Annotated in this window: 14 protein-coding genes; 10 read left to right on the top strand and 4 right to left on the bottom strand. The window is 56.9% G+C overall.

Annotation, left to right across the window (positions count from 1 at the left end):
- Positions 1–395: 395 nt before the first annotated feature.
- Positions 396–1091 (bottom strand): class I SAM-dependent DNA methyltransferase, encoded by a 696-nt coding sequence (locus ACVMIM_RS11665; RefSeq protein ID WP_041010583.1) that lies wholly within the window; start codon positions 1089–1091, stop codon positions 396–398.
- A 1389-nt stretch (positions 1092–2480) separates the two neighbouring features.
- Between ACVMIM_RS11665 and ACVMIM_RS11660 the strand changes: the two genes are divergently transcribed.
- From ACVMIM_RS11660 to ACVMIM_RS11620, 9 genes are all read left to right on the top strand, one after another.
- Positions 2481–3548 carry an isopenicillin N synthase family dioxygenase gene (locus tag ACVMIM_RS11660; protein ID WP_476112046.1) on the top strand — a complete coding sequence of 356 codons (1068 nt, stop codon included), beginning with the start codon at positions 2481–2483 and terminating at the stop codon, positions 3546–3548.
- Positions 3549–3681: 133 nt separating this feature from the next.
- Complete coding sequence (gene dddP, locus ACVMIM_RS11655; protein WP_476112045.1) at positions 3682–5019, top strand: dimethylsulfonioproprionate lyase DddP; 1338 nt, start codon at positions 3682–3684, stop codon at positions 5017–5019.
- 322 nt (positions 5020–5341) lie between these two features.
- Positions 5342–5791, top strand: a complete 450-nt coding sequence (locus ACVMIM_RS11650; protein WP_476112043.1) for an N-acetyltransferase family protein — start codon at positions 5342–5344, stop codon at positions 5789–5791.
- A gap of 981 nt (positions 5792–6772) precedes the next feature.
- Complete coding sequence (locus tag ACVMIM_RS11645) at positions 6773–7768, top strand: isopenicillin N synthase family dioxygenase (protein WP_476112041.1); 996 nt, start codon at positions 6773–6775, stop codon at positions 7766–7768.
- 664 nt (positions 7769–8432) lie between these two features.
- A complete protein-coding gene (locus tag ACVMIM_RS11640) occupies positions 8433–8999 on the top strand; it encodes an SET domain-containing protein-lysine N-methyltransferase (RefSeq protein WP_476112039.1) in 567 nt (188 codons plus the stop codon).
- A 931-nt stretch (positions 9000–9930) separates the two neighbouring features.
- A complete protein-coding gene (locus tag ACVMIM_RS11635; RefSeq protein ID WP_244507860.1) occupies positions 9931–10665 on the top strand; it encodes a hypothetical protein in 735 nt (244 codons plus the stop codon).
- Positions 10666–10695: 30 nt separating this feature from the next.
- A complete protein-coding gene (locus tag ACVMIM_RS11630) occupies positions 10696–11181 on the top strand; it encodes a hypothetical protein (protein ID WP_476112037.1) in 486 nt (161 codons plus the stop codon).
- Positions 11178–11906 (top strand): SDR family NAD(P)-dependent oxidoreductase, encoded by a 729-nt coding sequence (locus ACVMIM_RS11625; RefSeq protein ID WP_476112035.1) that lies wholly within the window; start codon positions 11178–11180, stop codon positions 11904–11906. The genes ACVMIM_RS11630 and ACVMIM_RS11625 overlap by 4 nt, the downstream gene beginning before the upstream one ends.
- A gap of 344 nt (positions 11907–12250) precedes the next feature.
- Complete coding sequence (locus ACVMIM_RS11620) at positions 12251–13486, top strand: ATP-grasp domain-containing protein (RefSeq protein WP_476112033.1); 1236 nt, start codon at positions 12251–12253, stop codon at positions 13484–13486.
- 1122 nt (positions 13487–14608) lie between these two features.
- On the opposite strand, the gene ACVMIM_RS11615 is transcribed toward ACVMIM_RS11620, so the two are convergent.
- Positions 14609–14758: a hypothetical protein gene (locus tag ACVMIM_RS11615; protein WP_172833740.1), complete on the bottom strand. Its 150-nt coding sequence runs from the start codon at positions 14756–14758 to the stop codon at positions 14609–14611.
- A 48-nt stretch (positions 14759–14806) separates the two neighbouring features.
- Here ACVMIM_RS11615 and ACVMIM_RS11610 point away from each other — a divergent pair, with 48 nt between their 5' ends.
- Complete coding sequence (locus tag ACVMIM_RS11610) at positions 14807–15166, top strand: hypothetical protein (RefSeq protein ID WP_476112031.1); 360 nt, start codon at positions 14807–14809, stop codon at positions 15164–15166.
- A gap of 222 nt (positions 15167–15388) precedes the next feature.
- Here the strand turns inward: ACVMIM_RS11610 and ACVMIM_RS11605 are convergent, their stop codons facing one another.
- Both ACVMIM_RS11605 and ACVMIM_RS11600 read right to left on the bottom strand, forming a co-directional pair.
- Positions 15389–16801: a metal-dependent hydrolase family protein gene (locus ACVMIM_RS11605; protein ID WP_476112029.1), complete on the bottom strand. Its 1413-nt coding sequence runs from the start codon at positions 16799–16801 to the stop codon at positions 15389–15391.
- Positions 16788–17015: a HoxN/HupN/NixA family nickel/cobalt transporter gene (locus ACVMIM_RS11600; RefSeq protein ID WP_476112027.1), complete on the bottom strand. Its 228-nt coding sequence runs from the start codon at positions 17013–17015 to the stop codon at positions 16788–16790. The genes ACVMIM_RS11605 and ACVMIM_RS11600 overlap by 14 nt, the downstream gene beginning before the upstream one ends.
- Positions 17016–17248: the final 233 nt, after the last annotated feature.

Here is a 17248-nt window from a genome sequence, read left to right as displayed (position 1 = left end):
TGGATGGATTACTTCCGAACCTTTTGGTCGGAACCTGGGGATCGGCAGGTTCCTTATTAGATCCACGTTTATGTCGCAGTCGATCCACCCCGGCGCAACTCCGTTGCAACGGACGCATCCGCTATTGTCGATCGCCATCGCCCGCGTGAGCCAGTGGATGCCGGACCGGCTTTGGAGGTGCAGTAGGCCGCGAGCTTCGTATTGGAGCCAGCCCTTCGATTGAGCCGACGTTGGCGCCGCTCGCCGACCGTAGGTGGAGGCGAACATCGATGCCGTACCGCAGCGCTCTTTTAAGTTCCGTCTGGATTCCGCGGTTGATCGTGCAATCATGTCCCGATGCTCCCTGTGGACATACACGTTGCCTTGCGTCAGCCCCCCAGCAAATTGTGGAGTCTCTATTTCTCTGGTGATCTGCCTTTTTCAGGTATCCGGAAAACCCAGTAATGAGCGTCCTCCTCTGCGACGTATCTGCCGTCGTAAAGACATTGTGCAAGCACGAGTACACCCGCATCCTCCAGGCGCTTCACCTCGTCTGCGAAGCATGCGGCATCAGCATAGCTCCTGCGGGTGTTTGCGATGATAAACCCCTTCGGGCGCGTAACGCGGGCTAACTCACGCAGCCGATCTGGTTGGACATGCCCGAGCGTTAAGACGCCGCAGCACACGGTGATATCATAACTCGCGGAATATCCGGAGAGCGGCAAGCTAAGATCAACGTCGCCTCTGACATCGCGGTAGACGCGAGTTTCCCGAGCCTTTTCAGCCATCTCGTTGGAGAGGTCGAACCCATCGATTAACCGGAATCCGAGGCGTTCCAGTTCCACTCCGACGAGGCCCGTTCCACAGCCGGCATCCAAAATCGCGGTGGCTGCCCGTTCCTTGTCCAAATAGGCCATTTGTACAACAGCCGCGAGTTCGGCCACGATGGTCGGCGCGCAATATCGGTACTGAACAACGTCTAGATCGTAAGTGCTGGCCCATTGGCGATAAAACTTGGTTAAGCGATCGGCGTCGCCATCGAGGCTTAGGACCTCCTTGATGCGCTTGTGTGCGGTGTGCTCCAGGGCGGTTTCCTTATCGACAGTGTTCATCACGGCTCCTTGGCACGTAAGCAGATGTTCCTCGGCGGCGCCGCTGGCCACCTGCTAGCCAACCGGCCTCAAAACTCGTGCCAACTTAGTGAAGCTTGAGAGGTCCTTGTCGGACCAAGTCCGCCGATGACAGTCTCTTCTGCTTGAAAACGTTGAAGCGCTCCAACATTAAAATGCCGCCAAGCGAAGTAAGAAATGTGTTTGCGCGATATGGCCTCAGCAAGAACGAGAGATTGCTTGGACCAGCAAGGGGCAGCAAACCGTACAAACTGGGAGAAAGGCGACAGATTGTAGGCTGGGGTGCGTGCCTCCCCGAGCAACCCGGATAGGGCTGCATTGATGGATGGCGCTACCTCACGGCGGCCAGCAAGGCAACCTAGCGGTTCAGCTCAGCCTGCACTGCCGATGCTCAGCTCCTATGCCGACGAGTCAACCACGATTTACAGAAGAGAACACATCCGAGCAGTCTTTTCGGTGCAGTATGTTGAGCCGCTGATCCTGGTGAAACGTCCGCGCAGATTGGACCCTAATCACTCCAGTGTGGTCTATGTCGCTTCATGTGTCGGGCTTCCACGCTGACCAATTGTCATCAAGTGCCCTCACCAATGGTCAGCCTGTTCGAAACGCATACGCCGTTAAAGTGGTCCACAACCTTCTGGATCATCTGTAACTGTCAATGACCACGGAATCGGGACCCCATTTTCGCGCATCGCATGAAAAATCAAATTGGAGCGAGTAAAACGTCGGTAGGCGAGGCATGTCGCCAGTCGGCGGCGGGCGCAGTAACGGTCAAGGCTGAGCCACAGGCCCCAATCGCGCAGCCACTCCCGCCTTGACGGTCGCGAGCAGGCGGTACGCTCGCTCGGTCGGCAGAGCGCCCTGCGAGGTGCCGCCAATCGATCCGAAACGGAGCTCGCCATAATTCAGCGCGGGTGCCGCGCCGATTGCGAGTGACTGAACCACACGCAAACGCGGGAGCCACTTTTCCATAGGTGCAATACCACAATAAGGATTTTTCTCTTTTACGTTAACCGAAATTCACATTGGCGAAACCATGTTTATCTTTACCTCTTGAAGCACACGACTTAGTTTTGGCCAAGTTTGTACACCTCTTCACATCGCCATTAGTGGTGTGCCGCTTTGGAGACGCGCGTGCCGGCCGCATTCCTGGCTCGCGACCTCGGAAAAGAGTTCCGGTCCTGAAAGCCGAGCCGCAACGCTGGGAGTGCGTAAGATGAACGACCTTGGGCTGATATTCGGAACCCGATGCTGTCTTGGTCTAGGCCTCCCGGCGGCCACAGGCCACTCAGCGATCTTGGCTCACTGCTGCCGGCAGCGAGTATCTTCCGGAGTATCTACCTCCGACCTCGCGTAGCCGCACGACAAATAATGCAGTTAGAACTTGGTGAACTCATGACGAAATCAAATTTGGTCCAGCTCGATGACAGGCTTCATGCTCAGCGTCAGACATTCGATAGACTTCCAATTGTTGACGTGGGCCCGTTGTTGGACGGAAGCGATGCACGAAGTGTGGCGAAGGAATTTCGCTGGGCGCTCGCCAATGTCGGTTTCATGTACATCAAAAATCACCGAATTTCGGAGAAGTTGCTAGATGAGACCTTTGCGCAAGCTAAGGCTTTCTTCAACCTGCCGCTTGAAGAGAAAATGAAATTGCACGTCAGTAATTCTGGGGTCGCTCTGCGTGGCTATATCGAGATCTTCGGCGAAAACACGGACCCATCAAAAACCAAGGACCTAAAAGAGTGCTTTGACATCGGCCCTGAGCGGCCGAATGTAGAGAGCCCGTTCTTTGGACCCAACCAGTGGCCGGCCACCCTGCCGGGGTTCAGGGAGACCGTTTTCGCCTATCACGAGGCGATGAAGGAGCTATCGATAACGCTTCTGAGGGGCATAGCGCTCAGCCTTGATCTTTCACCAGATTTCTTCGAACCGAGAACCAAGGACCCCATCACGACTCAACGCTTGCAACGTTATCCGCCACAGACCGGCGTCGTGGACGAGAGGATCATCGGCATCGGCGCGCATACCGACTTTGGCAGCCTGGGCATTATCGCCCAGGATAGCGCTGGAGGGCTTCAGGTGATGAACCGGAATGGGATCTGGGTCGAGGGCATGCCTGTCCCTGGTACCTTCGTCGTCAACATCGGCGATTTGCTGCAGAAGCTAACCAACGATGTCTATCTAGCGAACCTGCATAGAGTGGTGAACACCTCCGGACGGGAACGCTATTCGATACCGTTCTTCATCGACGCCGACCATGACGCCGTTTTTGCGCCCTTGGAAAGTTGCGTCTCTGAGGCTAACCCGGGGCAATATCCCCCGATCACTTGCGGAGCATACAAATTCGGAAAGTATATCAAACACTTTCCCCATTTGAGAGGGCGAGATGGGTATGGCACTGCTCCGCCCGCGATGAGCAGTAGTAATTCGGGATAGTCAAGCCAATAAGAGTGCGAAGAACTCTGCTGAGGCAATCCGCATGTTCGCGGACGGTGATCTCACGGGCCGGACTGCAACCGTGCTGTACGATGTTGGCCGCCTAAGGCAAGCTGGCAATAGGAGTCCTAAAGTGTCCTCTTTTTCTATCCTGAACCGCAAAATCGATCCGACACGAAGGGGAATTGCTCTGAAGCCGGACGGGAGCATCGACGACAACGATCGAGTGGAGATCGGTCCGACGGATCTGGCCTTTGCCGAGTGGTCCGCGCTGGGTCTTACACCGCCCAATTTAGACCGCATGCGTAGGACGCGGCTGGATCGTATCGTCCAGCAGCTCCGTCAGCGGGATTACATCGGAGTGCTGTGCTTCGATCCGCTGAACATCCGATATGCTACCGATTCTTCGAACATGCAAATCTGGATCATGCACAATACTTCCCGAGCCGTCTTTGTATCGGCGGACGGGCATGTGATTCTTTGGGACCTTCGCGGCTGCAGCCAGCTGTCGAGGCACCTCCCGCTCATCCACGAGATCCGAGAAGGCGGCGCTGGTTTTTACTACTTTGTCGCCGGGGACGAAGGAGAGGCCATGGCGAAGGATTTTGCCGGGCAGATCGATGAACTGCTGCGCCGCTTTGGCGGCGAAAACAGGCGTCTGGCTGTTGACAAGATAGAGATCTCGGGTCTGCGCGCTCTAGACGCCTTCGGCATCGAGGTGTGCAACGGCATGCAGCTTATGGAGCATGCGCGGGCTCTCAAGGGGATTGACGAAATCAACGCGATGCGCTGTTCAATCGCAACTTGTGAGGTTGCCGTTGCCAAGATGCGCGACCGTTTGCAACCAGGTATCGCCGAAACGGAATTGTGGTCTCTCCTTCATGCTGAGAACATCGCCCGTGGTGGCGAATGGATCGAAACGCGCCTTCTCACGTCGGGCCCTCGTACAAATCCGTGGCTGCAGGAAGCTGGGCCACGTCGGATTAATACAGGCGACCTTGTCGCATTCGACACCGATGTTGTTGGGCCTTACGGCATGTGTGCGGATTTCTCCAGAACGTGGTACTGTGGCGACGGCCGACCGAGTGACGAACAGCGAAGGCTGCATACAATTGCTTATGAGCACATGATGGCAAATATAGCCATGCTCAAGCCAGGCATATCGTTCACGGAGCTCACTGAACGCAGTCACAGGCTCCCTGCGGAATTCGTCGCGCAGCGCTATGGCGTGATGATGCATGGTATAGGCCTTTGCGACGAGTATCCTGCCATCCTGTATCCGGAAGATTTCATCCCAGGAGCGTTCGACTATGTGCTCGAACCGGGCATGACGCTTTGCGTGGAGTCATACATTGGAACGGTTGGCGGGCACGAGGGCGTGAAACTTGAAGAGCAGGTGCTGATCACAGAAAACGGCGTTGAAAACCTCACAAAATGTCCCTTCGATCCAGCTTTGATGGGCGCAGCTTGAGGCACCTCTTGTATTGCTAAATCACGTCCGCGGTTACGAATTGATTGTGATGAGGTGCCAGAGGCTGCTTTGATTCAACGCCTACTTGCCGGAGCGGACCACTGGGAAGTTCTGCGGCATTGGCTCGGACTTTGCACGCAATCATGGGCTACTTCCGTAACCAGATTGGCGGGAGAGCATTGCCTGTTAGGTGCACTGAATCGAATAATAATCACGGATACAATAACAATTGAGCCGATCGGCTTACCCGCCGGTCATAACCAAACTTGGGAAGGACATCGGTCGCAGGTGTTTCCCGTTCTTTTTCGTTTAAGGATTCGCTATGGCACTGGAGATCAGGGATGCGCGGCCGGAGCATGAACGTGCCTGGCGCAAACTGTGGGACTGCCATGTGCGGTTCTTCGGGATGACACTTGATCCCGAGGTGACTGCGACCGCCTGGAGGCGCATTATCGATCCGGCATCGCCGGTGAACATGCGGGTTGCCGAGCAGGATAGCACGCCTGTAGGCTTCGCCATCCATTTCCCTCACCCTTCGTCGTGGGTCAAGGGCCATGACTGTTATCTCGAGGATCTTTATGTTGACGAGCATTTCCGCGGTTCCGGCATTGGCCGGGCGCTCGTCGACGACCTCGTCGCAATTTGCAAAAAGAACGGTTGGGAGCGGCTTTACTGGCACGCCGATAAGGACAACGCCCGCGCGCGTAGGCTCTATGACTCCTATGTCCAGGAAGATGGGCACGTGCGTTACCGGATGGGAATCTTTAACTAGAGGTATTCTCAGACAACTTCGAAGGAAGAAGGGAATGATACGAAGTGCGTCGTCAATGAAACCGAGGCGCTATCGGTCAGGCGATCAACTTCGTGGGCCTCAAGACAGCCGTAGACCAACTTGAGATGCGGACAGCGGGTGCAAGAGGAGTGGCACGATCTCGCCCAAAAATGACGTGGGCTGCGCTCGCCCACCCCCAAGTCAGTTCAGTCGGAGTTCTCACCTGACGGCCATGCAGACCTGTTTGGAGCATTCACCGCCTGACACACGCCTCGGAACGTCGCTGCTAATGTAGCGAGATGCGGAGGGCGTGATCGGGGCGAGTCCGGCGCGTAAGCCACGTTTCCAAAGCGCAAGATGCGGTGGAGCGCATCTGACATCTGGCGGACCGTGATTACGTCGAAATGGGCTGGTTCGCGACCGCGAGGACAATGATCCTTACAGAATGGCTTGTCCCCTGTGAAGCCCGGAAATACAGCAGCGCGCGCGGCATCTCGCCCAGTTCTCCGAACGCCCGCTGAGGCCCCGCTTCCGCGGCGACGTCAACGTAAGGTAACTTCAAGTCCCACAATGTCAGGTCTGTCGTCAACCATACACGCCTGGCTAGATCCAACCTGTCAGCGCGCCTCAGCCCAAATATCGGAAAATGCTCATAACGTGATTTCTTGGACGACCTTTGGCCCAACTGGCACGAGCTTTGATGCCCCATTGGCAGTTAGCGGCATGTGCAGACGGCGCGCTGCTCATGACGACCCTAAAAGGCAAGAGCTGCCATGAATACCGTTGATAACACAGAACTGGGCAAACCGCCACGACAGCGCACCAAGGACGCCCCTACCCTCGACGCCGACGTTTGTCGCTTGTCGCACTTCTATCGGAATGGGCCTGTGCCTACGGACTGCGTCACTTATCTCGACGTCTTTTCACGTCTCGGCGCTCGGCCACGGAGCGTAAACTTCCCATTGTTAAACAGGTAAACCAATGTCCAAAGATCTCTTAGTCAGTCTAGACGACAAGTTGCATGCGCGGCGGGAACGCTTTGACAAAATACCGATCGTTGATATAGGCCCACTGCTCGATGGCACTGACAAACACACGGTTTCTCGGGACATACGATGGGCACTATCCAACGCCGGCTTCATGTATGTTAAGAACCATGGTATTCATCAGGATTTGATCGACTCGGTTTTCACGGTAAGCCGCAGGTTCTTTGACCTGCCACTTTTGGAGAAACTACTACTGCACATTAGCAAGTCAGACGTGGCCTTTCGTGGCTACATTGAGCCATTTGGGGAGAACACCGATCCTGGCAAGACCAAAGACCTTAAGGAGTGCTTCGACTTCGGCCCTGAGCGTTCGGTGTTGGAAGGTCCGTTTTTCGGTCCTAACCAGTGGCCTTCAAGTTGGCCCGAGTTTCGGGAACTGACATATGGATACCATCAAAGGATGGTGGCCCTCGCAAAAAAACTTCTGCAAGGAATTGCCCTCAGTTTGGACCTGTCGGAGGGCTATTTCGAGAATCTCATGCGCAACCCGATCAGCATTCAGCGCCTGCTCCACTACCCGCCGCAGAGCGGCCATGTTAGCGAGGATATGATCGGAATTGGCGCCCACACAGACTATGGCAATTTGACCATACTGGCACAGGATGACGTGGGCGGCCTTCAGGTCCTGAACCGAGATGGCGATTGGGTACAAGGCACGCCGATCCAAGGTACTTTCATAATCAACATCGGGGACCTAATTCAGCGGCTCACCAACGATGTCTACCTGGCTAACATCCATCGCGTTGTTAATAGCTCGGGGCGCGAGCGATACTCAGTCCCCTTCTTTATCGACGCTGACTTCGATGCGGTCATCGAGCCATTAAAATCATGTGTCACGGACAACAACCCACAGCGCTACCACCCGGTAACTTGCGGCGAACATAAACTCCGACGTTTCGCAGCAAGTTACGCTCATTTGGCCAAAGCGTGAGCAAGGCCGCAGGCATCTATCCCAACGGCGAAGGCTGGTGCACATCTTGTCATCGAGCTGCCCGCCAGACTTTGTCGGCTGCACTTCTCGATTCTCGCACAGAGAGACGCATAAACTGCGATGGTCGCCCTCGGACTCCGTTTCGGGCAAAATTGTGCGACCCCGCCAGTTCGATGGCAGCTGGACGAGCATAGACCGCCCCCTGCGGCGGCCGATCAAATCGCATCACGTCTCCTGCCCTCCACGGTCGGAGCCAGAGCCTCGTCCAGCACACCATGAGACATCTCGTGTCAGGTTTGTCAGGAACGCTAAAGACCTCTCGTTTAGCCATTCTCTTGTTTGCCTAAGACAGATGGCCGCAAGGCATCACGAAATTTTTTCTCCGGCTCGACCCGTCAAATTGGCACGGACTTTGAGGGTTCTTTAGTGGGGCAGCGGCGCTGCCGACAGGCATTCATGTCGGGGAATCGCCGAAGGAAGGAACGCTACAAGCCATGGCGTGTAATGTTCCTTCGTGGCAAGTAGGATCGCCAAATCCACAGCTCGTAGCCTAGCACTGTTTGGGAATGCCGAGCAAAAACGCCCCAGAAGACAGAGTGTCACTCTCTACAACTTAAGAGTCTCATCTCACCGGTATTACTCTTTGATTGAAAGGAAATAGGCCGTGCCAAGTTCTAACATAAGCGAAGTCTTGTCTATTTTAACGGATGATGTCGCCTGCGCAAAGCAGCTCAATGCCCACAACGTAAGAATCCTCAGCACGGGTGGCGATAGAGGGCGCGGGGTATTCACCGCCCGCGACTTCTTGCCAGGGGAGATTGTTATCATAGGGCTAGTCGAGCGGATGGAGACGACACGAACGACGAATTCGTTTCAATTGGACTGGAATGTCCACGCTCTCTTTCAGGAGCCGGCTGTCATTGTGAATCATTCTTGTGACCCGAACCTCGCGATTGTGCCTAATCGCTTCGGCGCCTACGACTTTGTTGCCATTCGGCGGATCTCTGCCGAAGCCGAAGTGACGTGGAACTACGCAACATCGGAATTCGAGTGCATCGGGGTATCGGTGTGTCTTTGCTCATCGAAAAATTGCCAAGGTTCAGCCGGAGGCTTCTCCACGCTGCCTCGTGATCATCCTTTGCTCGTGTCCGGATTCTACGCACCATACCTCAAGGAGCCCGTGATACCTTCCAAGAGAGATAGGATTGCTCCCCAAGCTCGTCGTTCATAGCAGCTGGAAATTCTCCAACACACGAGTCGAAATGTCCATTATTTGCTTGTGGTGTTGCCTGAAAGACGCGAGGGTTCGTGAACGGCCCGCCGCGTTCGCAAGGGGTATTTTGAAGATAACTCTGTTCAGTCTGCAATGTATCCGGTTTCGGGGTCGTGGTCCGGCCAAGATGGAGATCCGCGCAGGCTGATCCTCATCAGTGCTGTTGTGCCATCGCCGTGAGGCGACGACTGTACACGGCCAGAAACCGCCATCGGCTGACAAAATGTCCGGTTCAAGACAAAAACCGGCAAAATGTCGGTTTCACTACATTCGGCCCTCTTGCGTTACAAGGTTGTCATTCAGGCCTATTATGCAATCACTGGGCGTTCAGCACGCTGGCACAGACCTTGCTAATCGAGATGTGCAAAACTGATTGACGGCTGACCGCATCGCGGCCCGCATGACGATCGAAACGCTCCTTCAGTTGGCCCGGGTGCAACGTCTCTCAGGAACAGCTTGGGCCGTAAAACCGCGCAATGACGTTGGAGAGCAATGTGTTTTTGCAGATGGGGTCGCCGCTTCCTCCGATCAATTTGAAGACTTGGCTGCGCGGCGAGCCTATCGCACATTTTCAGTCCAACGAAATGTACGTCGTCGGATGTTCGGCGACGCGCCACCCGATGCAGTTGCAGGAAAGCTTCAAGGACAGTTGCCTAGAGGTCATCGGAGCCAAAGTTCACGAACGCACGCTAACGTCGGTTGAGGCGCGAGCCAAGCCGGACGCCGTTGAGGCAAAAGTGGTCGAACTTGAATTGCCCGATAGCGCTCGACTACACAGGCGAAATGGAAAAGCCTTGGCTGGATGCCAGCTTTTCTGCCGCAGCTCCGACCTTGTTTCTGACCGATCTAGATGGCCGTATAGTCTTTATCGGTCACCGGACAGAACTCGATGACGCCTTTCGAAGAGTGCTCAGCGGCAGCTGGCGCGGCTAATGCCCCAGCCAACGCGAAGTGGATCGCGGAGGGAGAACTCACAACGAGCGAACAAGCTAAATCGATCAATAGGAGATTTTGGGCGGCCGTGAGGAACCAGGACTGGGGTACGGCCCTCTCGGCGGTCCAGGAGGGCGCCGCCTTGATGCCCGGCGACATCAATTACCGCCTGGCTCATGCGCATCTATTGCTTCACAGAATGAAGGATATGCGGACCGGGTTGCCTGTCATGCGCCAATTGGTTCGCGACGCCATCGAAAGGAACTCCGAACATTGGATGCTGGCAACACTAGACCAACTCTTCGGTCCGGCGCATGATCACTCGCATTTTCCGTCACCTGAGCGTTTTGCGCTCGGCAACGAGCTGGCAGAGAAGCTCCTTGCACTCAATCCACAACATGGCGACGGCCGCAAGTTCCGGACATATCCGGCAGTCGCTCGATACTATCACGAGAGCGGCAACCAAGATCGCGCGATTGAGTTGGTCGAGATCGCACTGAAGTCGCTGGACAGTCCGGAACCTATGCTGGACGAACTGAAACAGCACCTTCTACCAAATTTGGTGCAGGCCTTGGCCAACCACAAGGGTGAGGAGGTTTGTTACGGCAATCTCTGTGCAGCTCCGCAAACCAATTTCCTCAAGCCGCGTCCGCGGCGCGGGCCGAAGAGAAAGCATAAAAAGGAGCGATAGCATGGCTTTCCGGCCAATGCGTTACTGCAAATGGATCCCATCGCAGTGCTGAACGAATTGGCATCGATTACAGTGATTTTACACAAGGATCGTTTTTCGGACGCTTTTGAAATCACTCTGGAATGGAACGAAGGCTCAGCACCTAACGAAGAAGGAGCTTTAGCTAAGATGGCAAAATTTCAATTCGGATTGATCAACGGCAACCAATGGGGGCGCCAGATTGGCCTGGCATTTCGAGCGCACGGCGATCAGATCAGGCCGTCAGCGCTGATTGAAAATCTTGCGTTTCCGACGCGACAGGCGGTTAGCCATAAGCTGCCCGAGCCTTCGAAGGCAGGAACTCTGTTCGTCAGGCGGTCGCTCATGGCGATGCACAAGCCGATGCTCGCTTGGCCGACCGGACGAAGGGGTCGCCTCGGCTATGCGTCGGAAGGTGTTCGGGTCAAACCGGGCTCCTGCGAGCGTCTCATGGACGGGGCGGTTGGCGGGGTGAACGGCGAGAGGGCACTCGCATGAAGCCTTTTGTCGGGAGAGTCGCCTTGGTGACCGGGGCCAGCAGGGGCATTGGGGCGGCAATCGCCGGTAGGCTTGTTAGCGGGGGAGCCAGAGTATTTGGGGCTCAGCTTGAAGAGACCGGCGATGTAGAAGCGATCGTCGCGGATCTTTGCGATCCCGAGGTTTCGGACATGGTGATTGACCAAGTCGTTCAAAAGGCCGGCCGCCTGGATATCCTCGTCAACAACGCTGGGCGGATGGTTGAGGCAAAGGTAGACGAGATGGGGCTCGACGAGTGGCAACGCACAATGGCGCTCAATCTTGATGCTCCTTTTCTGCTGATCCGTCGCGCCATGCCTCACCTTCGGAGAAGCCGCGGCTCAATTGTCAATATCGGCTCGATAGAGGGATTGGCCTCCAACCCAGGGCACGCCGCCTATTGTGCCTCGAAGGCAGGCCTGCACGGCCTGACGCGTGCCGTGGCAGTCGATGGGGGGCCAGACGGCGTGCGCTGCAATGGCGTGGCTCCTGGATGGATCGATACGGAGCTCAACGCCAATTTCGTCGCCGCGTTGCCGAAGCAGGCCCGAGGAAGGCTGGGTACCATTCATCCGTTGGGACGAACCGGTCGGGTTGAGGAGGTCGCGGCTATGGTCGCATGGATTGCCTCCGACGACGCTGCATTTGTCACCGGCCAGATCTTTGTCGTGGATGGTGGCCGCACTGCCAAACTAAGTCTTCCATGAAGGTAGGGGTAGTCCGACGTGGGTTGGCCTCATTCCCGGTCGGATAGCGAGAAACATCCAGTTTTTTGAGGGCAGTCCCACCCGCGGTTGGCGGATATTGGCGCCTGGTCGGCTGCAACTAAGGAGGATGAGAACATGCGTTGGCTGACGAGCACTCGCCCCACCGGCGTGATCAAGCAAAAGGCAAGCAGTGTTCGCGCGCGTTGGTGAACCACGTACTTAGCAGCGCCTAGCCCTCATCGGCGGAGCCTGTTGCCATGGCCTAACAGCCAAGTCTGAAATCGGGGGCAGTACTTCCTTGCGTTCCTGGCTGCCGCACAAAACGCATATCGGAGTCCAAGTTCGTGTTAAGAAAAGCGCTCATCCTCGTAGAAGGTGATAGGGGCAATGGTCCGCTCTGCATCCAAGCGGCTGAACGTCTCGGGCTTCACCCAATTACCTTGGCGGTAGATCCGGCTCGGTACGGATATGTTGCGGCGAGAAGCATTGAGGCTATTGACGTCGATACAGCCAATATCGACGCTCTGATCCGTGAGTGTTACGGGCTGCGCACAAGGTATGACATTGCTGGTATTACTGGATTTGCGAGCGACGATGTTTTAGCTTCCGCGACAGTCAGTAAGCTCTGCCGGCACTTCGGTCTACCGGGACCGAGCCCTGTTTCGATTCAACAATGCACCGACAAATTCACTCAACGTCAGCTTCTCTCGGAGGCCGGCGTTTCAGTACCCGCATATCAGACGGCAGTGAACGGGATTGAGGCTGAAAGCTTCGCGAGTGAGATCGGACTGCCGGTAGTCGTTAAGCCGGCTTTAGGAAGCGGAAGCGCCCGTGCTAAATTGTGCAGAAATCTCGAGGAATTAGGAGCACATACGGCCAATCTTTTCGGGGTGATGCAGACCGAGCGCACCGCGCAACGGATACTGGTCGAGGATTTTATACAAGGACCACAATACAACGTTAACATGATGGGGAACGAAATAATTGGCATTGCCATGGTTGAGTTATGTCAATGGCCAAGTTTCATCTGCCGTGAGTGGGTCTATCCCGCTGTACTTAATGACGGTGAGCGCGAAAAAATTTCCGACGTTTCGCTGAATTGCATCCAGGCTCTTGGCCTTGGCTGGGGGCCAACAAACATCGAGCTCCGGTTGACGAAGCATGGTCCAGTTGTGATTGGAGTTAGGCCGCATCTTCCAGCTTCGCCCGCTCCTGAATTGGTTCAGCTGGCTTATGGCGTGGATCTCATCGCCGAGCACATCAAACTTGTGACCGGCGCCCAACGCAGTTTGCGGAGGAGCCCGACCGATACGGCGGCCGTGCGGTTCCTGATTTCTGATCGCGATGGAACGTTCGATTGGGTGGACGGCGACACTCGGGCTTCTGCTGTCTCAGGCGTGTCCGAGGTTAAATGGTATATCGAACCTAAGGCGCGGATCGCCAGGAAAGGCGATTGCCGAGACCACATTGGACATGTCATCGCCGTTTCATCCAATCATGCTCAGACACGGGTAATACTTCAGCGGGCCGCAGATTCAATCGATTGGTCGATCACACCGTCTCTCAATCTTGGCGAATAGGAACAACCTCCGGACCTCTAATAGTCGTAAGAACCTGGAATCCGGTAGGGCAACGAGAGCATCGGAAAGGCTGGCCCCGGTGTTCGCCTGGGTCCTGCGTGCGATTGTCGCCAACCTGTGGCGTGCCCACATACGGCGCGTGTTGAGTGATGGAATCATTGTCTTCGCCGGCGCATTTCACGGCAGCACGCTGTTAAGGATGCAATGAGGGGAAAGGGGATCATACAAGCAGTCATTCGGGCTGTTCCCGGGCAACATCTATCGCGGCGAGCCTTGGGTTTCGCCCAGCAGCTCCACCTGCGCGCTTTGCCGGGGTGCTCGAGCTTTGCCATCGCCCAATTGCCGTTTGGGCCTCCTCACAATCGCCGTACGAGTCGTCAAGATGAAGGCGCACATCCGCCTGCACATTTGATGCTGGGGCTCATTCGCAAATCGACGCAAGGCTTTGTGAACATCGGCACGGCAGGACGGACGCAACCGCGTGCAGGTCGGGTATGACGAACCGCCAGTCAGCCATATCCACCTTGATCTGGGAGACGCCGCGCGGCCGGGGCCGTCCACGTGTTTGACCGTAAACGAAGGCCGGCATATCTCGGATCGTGTAGGACCTGACCCGCGGCAACGGCAATCAGTTGGGCACATTGCCGCCGCGCTTGAGAAGCACCGGTCAAAGACTGTGCTGGTGCAGTGATGCGAGGACGGGATCACGATATCGTGCGACAATTCGGCGGCAATAATCTGCATCAGTGAGGCTCAGTTGAAGCCCCACCGAGTGAGCACCGCTGGGAGCCTGTGGCTTTGAAGCCTGGAGGGTCGGGGAGGCATCTCCAGCGATGTCACACGGCAACCAGGGCTCATATTGCCGCGCGAGTGATTTGCTGTGGCAATTTTCGGACAATGCAACGGCCGGGCAAAGCAGCAATTGTCCCGGGGAGGAATCAGGGTGCTCAGAAGCTCAAACTCAGTCAATGCTGGCGCGCCAAGTCGACGCAGGGACGGGTTTGGCTCGGTTGCAAGCAATCCGAAGCGATCAACGAGTTGAGGCGTCAGCCTAGACGCCACAGCTCGACTTATCTTTGCGGCACCTGCGGATCACATACGCCTAGACGCAATGAGGCGGCATTAGCGCGGGGGCCTGACGATCATGACGGTCGGATCGGTCGACAGAAGCTTCTTCGCCTCCGCCTTGACGTCTGTAACCGTCACGGGGTAGGTCAGCGCGGCGCGGCTCTTGATGTAGTCGGTGCCGTTGCCGACCGAGTGTTGGCGCATGGCGCGCAGTGCCTGACGACCCGCCTCGGACCCGATGTCTTCGCCCGCATGGCGCCCACTTATCGCGAAAGGCTGGATTACGATCACATCTCGAGGACAGCTTACCTGAACTGGGCCTCTGTTGGTGAACGTGAACCGGCTCGTATCGCGGTGGTATCAGCCGACAGCTCGGATATGCCGCAGTCGGCCGGAGTTACGCGAACGCTCACCTATCTCGGTGCCGCGACGAAGCAATTCATCGATATCGGCGTGGCCGGCCTGTGGCGGTTGTCGGAGAGTGTCGACGAATTGCGGACCTTTTCGGTCATTGTGGCGGTCGCCGGCATGGATGGCGCCCTTCCAAGCGTACTGGGCTGGAATCGTCCTCAGGGACGTACTTTCCACCGCCGGTACTTGTGGCCGGCGTGATCATGTGCCTGCCCACCTCGACCGGGTATGGGGTTTCGAACGAAGGAGAAACCGCCCTCCACGCGGCGCCGGCCTCCTGCGCACCCGGATTTGCGGTGGTAAACATCGACAACGGGTACGGCGCTGCGTGTGCCGCATTCCGTGTTTTGAATATGATGCGGCGAACCGCAGCCGCTCCGAATAGCTGACGAGGATTCAGCCGTTGCATAGTCGACTGTGAATTTATCCGGGAGCCCAGGGAGCTCTCTCCTGCAGTCTTTTCGACGAGCAACTTTTCGCGCCAAGGCAAAAATCGCCACCGTTTAAGGTTTTCTGATCATCGCAACTATCGTGGCCTGGAGCTGGGCTTGGAATGTTGTCAAGGGCCCGCCGGTTCTGCTCGGGACAGCTATTGTCGTCGATGGTGTTCTTTACCACGCGTCCGGCCCTCACGATGAGGGATAGGTGGTCGCCCTGGCCGCCGAGCAGCGACATGTTCTCCAGCGGGTCACCGTCGACGGCGATAAAGTCGGCGAACACGCCGACCTGGAGCGATCCGACCTTGCCGGTCATGCGCAGCAACTCGGCCGCATGGCACGTCGTGGACCTGATCACCTCGATCGGCGGCAGCACCTCGGCGCGTATCGTGAATTCGTCGGACTGGTACTTGTGCAGTTCGCCCAGGAGATCAGTGCCGAACGCCATCGTCACCCCGGCCTTCTGGAGAATTTCGAGCGAGCCCCGGCTGCGCAGCCGGACGTCGTCGAGCTTCGCGACGGACACGTCCGGCAGGCCCAGCGCCTTGGCATGCTTGTGCAGCGCTTCGCAGGCCACCAGTGTGGGGCAGGCGATAGCGCCGCGTTCCTTCATGAGGCGCGCTGTCGCCGGCTCGATCAAGTTGGCATGTTCAACCGAGCGCACACCGCACCGCACGGCACGCGAGATCGCCTCGTCGGTGTAGAGATGCGCGGAGACATAGGTCTGAGCGTTCGCCGCCTCTTCGACGATGGCCTCCAGCTCTGATATCGAGAACTGCTGGAAGCTGATGGGATCCGACGGCGACGACACGCCGCCATTAGCCATCGCCTTAATGAACTGAGCTCCTTGGCGGATTTCGTCGCGAGCAGCGTGACGAACGGCGTCGACGCCGTCGCAGACCCGGCCCATCGCGCCGAGACGGTAGGTCTGGGACTCGGCGCTGCGGTTGTCGACGAAGCCGCGATAGTCGCTGTGACCGCCGGTTTGGGAGAGCGCCTTGCCGCAGAAGACGAGACGCGGTCCCTCGATCTGGCCGGCTTCCTCAGCCTGGGCCAGCGGCCGCGTCGCCCCGCCGACGTCGCGCACCGTCGTGAAGCCGCGCATCAGCATCTGCTTCATGATGCGCGCCGCGCCGAAGGCGACCGTCACGTCCGGAAGCATCGCCGTGCGGCCAGGGTCGACGGTGATCGCCGTCACATGGACGTGGCAGTCGATAAGCCCTGGCATCAGGGTGCGGCCCTTCAGGTCGATGGTGCGCGCCGCCTTTGAGGAGATCGGCTTCTCGGAGATTTCCGCGATCACGCCATCCGCGATGCGCAGCCACGATTCCGACGCCCCGGCGAAGCCGTTTCCGTCAAGCATCCTGGCATTGGCCAGGATCAAATCATCCGCGGGCATGGTTCCTCATTCTTTGTGCTGGCTGGGTGTGACCGAGATATGCGTGTGGCGGACGCGCTCGCGAGAACGCCGCCCAAATGCCTGTCAGGACAAGCAGGTTGTCAAATCCAGTCACCAGCAGGAACAGCGCAGAAATCGATGTGCCGATGACGCCGCCAATGTCGTGGGAGACGTGAAGCTGGTTCCGGGTGGCTGCGATGACCACGTAACCCACAACGACGATGCTGCGCCCAGCAAAAAGAAGAAGCCGACCGAAGACAGATGCTTGCCTTTGTGTGTGAGCTTGCGCACGACATGGCTATCGCCGCAATATGGCATGAAATGCATGTCGAAGGCCGAGCATTAGACCGGGCCGAGCACCTACGAATGAGGCGCTCGCCCATATTGCACGGCGTAAGGTTGAGGAACAGCCTGGACGGGATCAGGTCTGCCCACAAGTCTTTCATT

This window comes from Mesorhizobium sp. USDA 4413 (genome assembly GCF_056280365.1).
The sequence above is the reverse complement of the archived record's forward strand: the minus strand, read 5'-3'. Positions and strand labels throughout refer to the sequence as shown.

What these genes read in the sequence shown, in the direction of transcription:
- ACVMIM_RS11665 (WP_041010583.1), bottom strand. Translation starts at nt 1,091, where the DNA reads ATGAACACTGTCGATAAGGAAACCGCCCTGGAGCACACCGCACACAAG.
- ACVMIM_RS11660 (WP_476112046.1), top strand. Translation starts at nt 2,481, where the DNA reads ATGCAGTTAGAACTTGGTGAACTCATGACGAAATCAAATTTGGTCCAG.
- ACVMIM_RS11650 (WP_476112043.1), top strand. Translation starts at nt 5,342, where the DNA reads ATGGCACTGGAGATCAGGGATGCGCGGCCGGAGCATGAACGTGCCTGG.
- ACVMIM_RS11645 (WP_476112041.1), top strand. Translation starts at nt 6,773, where the DNA reads ATGTCCAAAGATCTCTTAGTCAGTCTAGACGACAAGTTGCATGCGCGG.
- ACVMIM_RS11635 (WP_244507860.1), top strand. Translation starts at nt 9,931, where the DNA reads ATGACGCCTTTCGAAGAGTGCTCAGCGGCAGCTGGCGCGGCTAATGCC.
- ACVMIM_RS11630 (WP_476112037.1), top strand. Translation starts at nt 10,696, where the DNA reads ATGGATCCCATCGCAGTGCTGAACGAATTGGCATCGATTACAGTGATT.
- ACVMIM_RS11625 (WP_476112035.1), top strand. Translation starts at nt 11,178, where the DNA reads ATGAAGCCTTTTGTCGGGAGAGTCGCCTTGGTGACCGGGGCCAGCAGG.
- ACVMIM_RS11615 (WP_172833740.1), bottom strand. Translation starts at nt 14,758, where the DNA reads ATGCGCCAACACTCGGTCGGCAACGGCACCGACTACATCAAGAGCCGC.
- ACVMIM_RS11610 (WP_476112031.1), top strand. Translation starts at nt 14,807, where the DNA reads ATGGCGCCCACTTATCGCGAAAGGCTGGATTACGATCACATCTCGAGG.
- ACVMIM_RS11605 (WP_476112029.1), bottom strand. Translation starts at nt 16,801, where the DNA reads ATGCCCGCGGATGATTTGATCCTGGCCAATGCCAGGATGCTTGACGGA.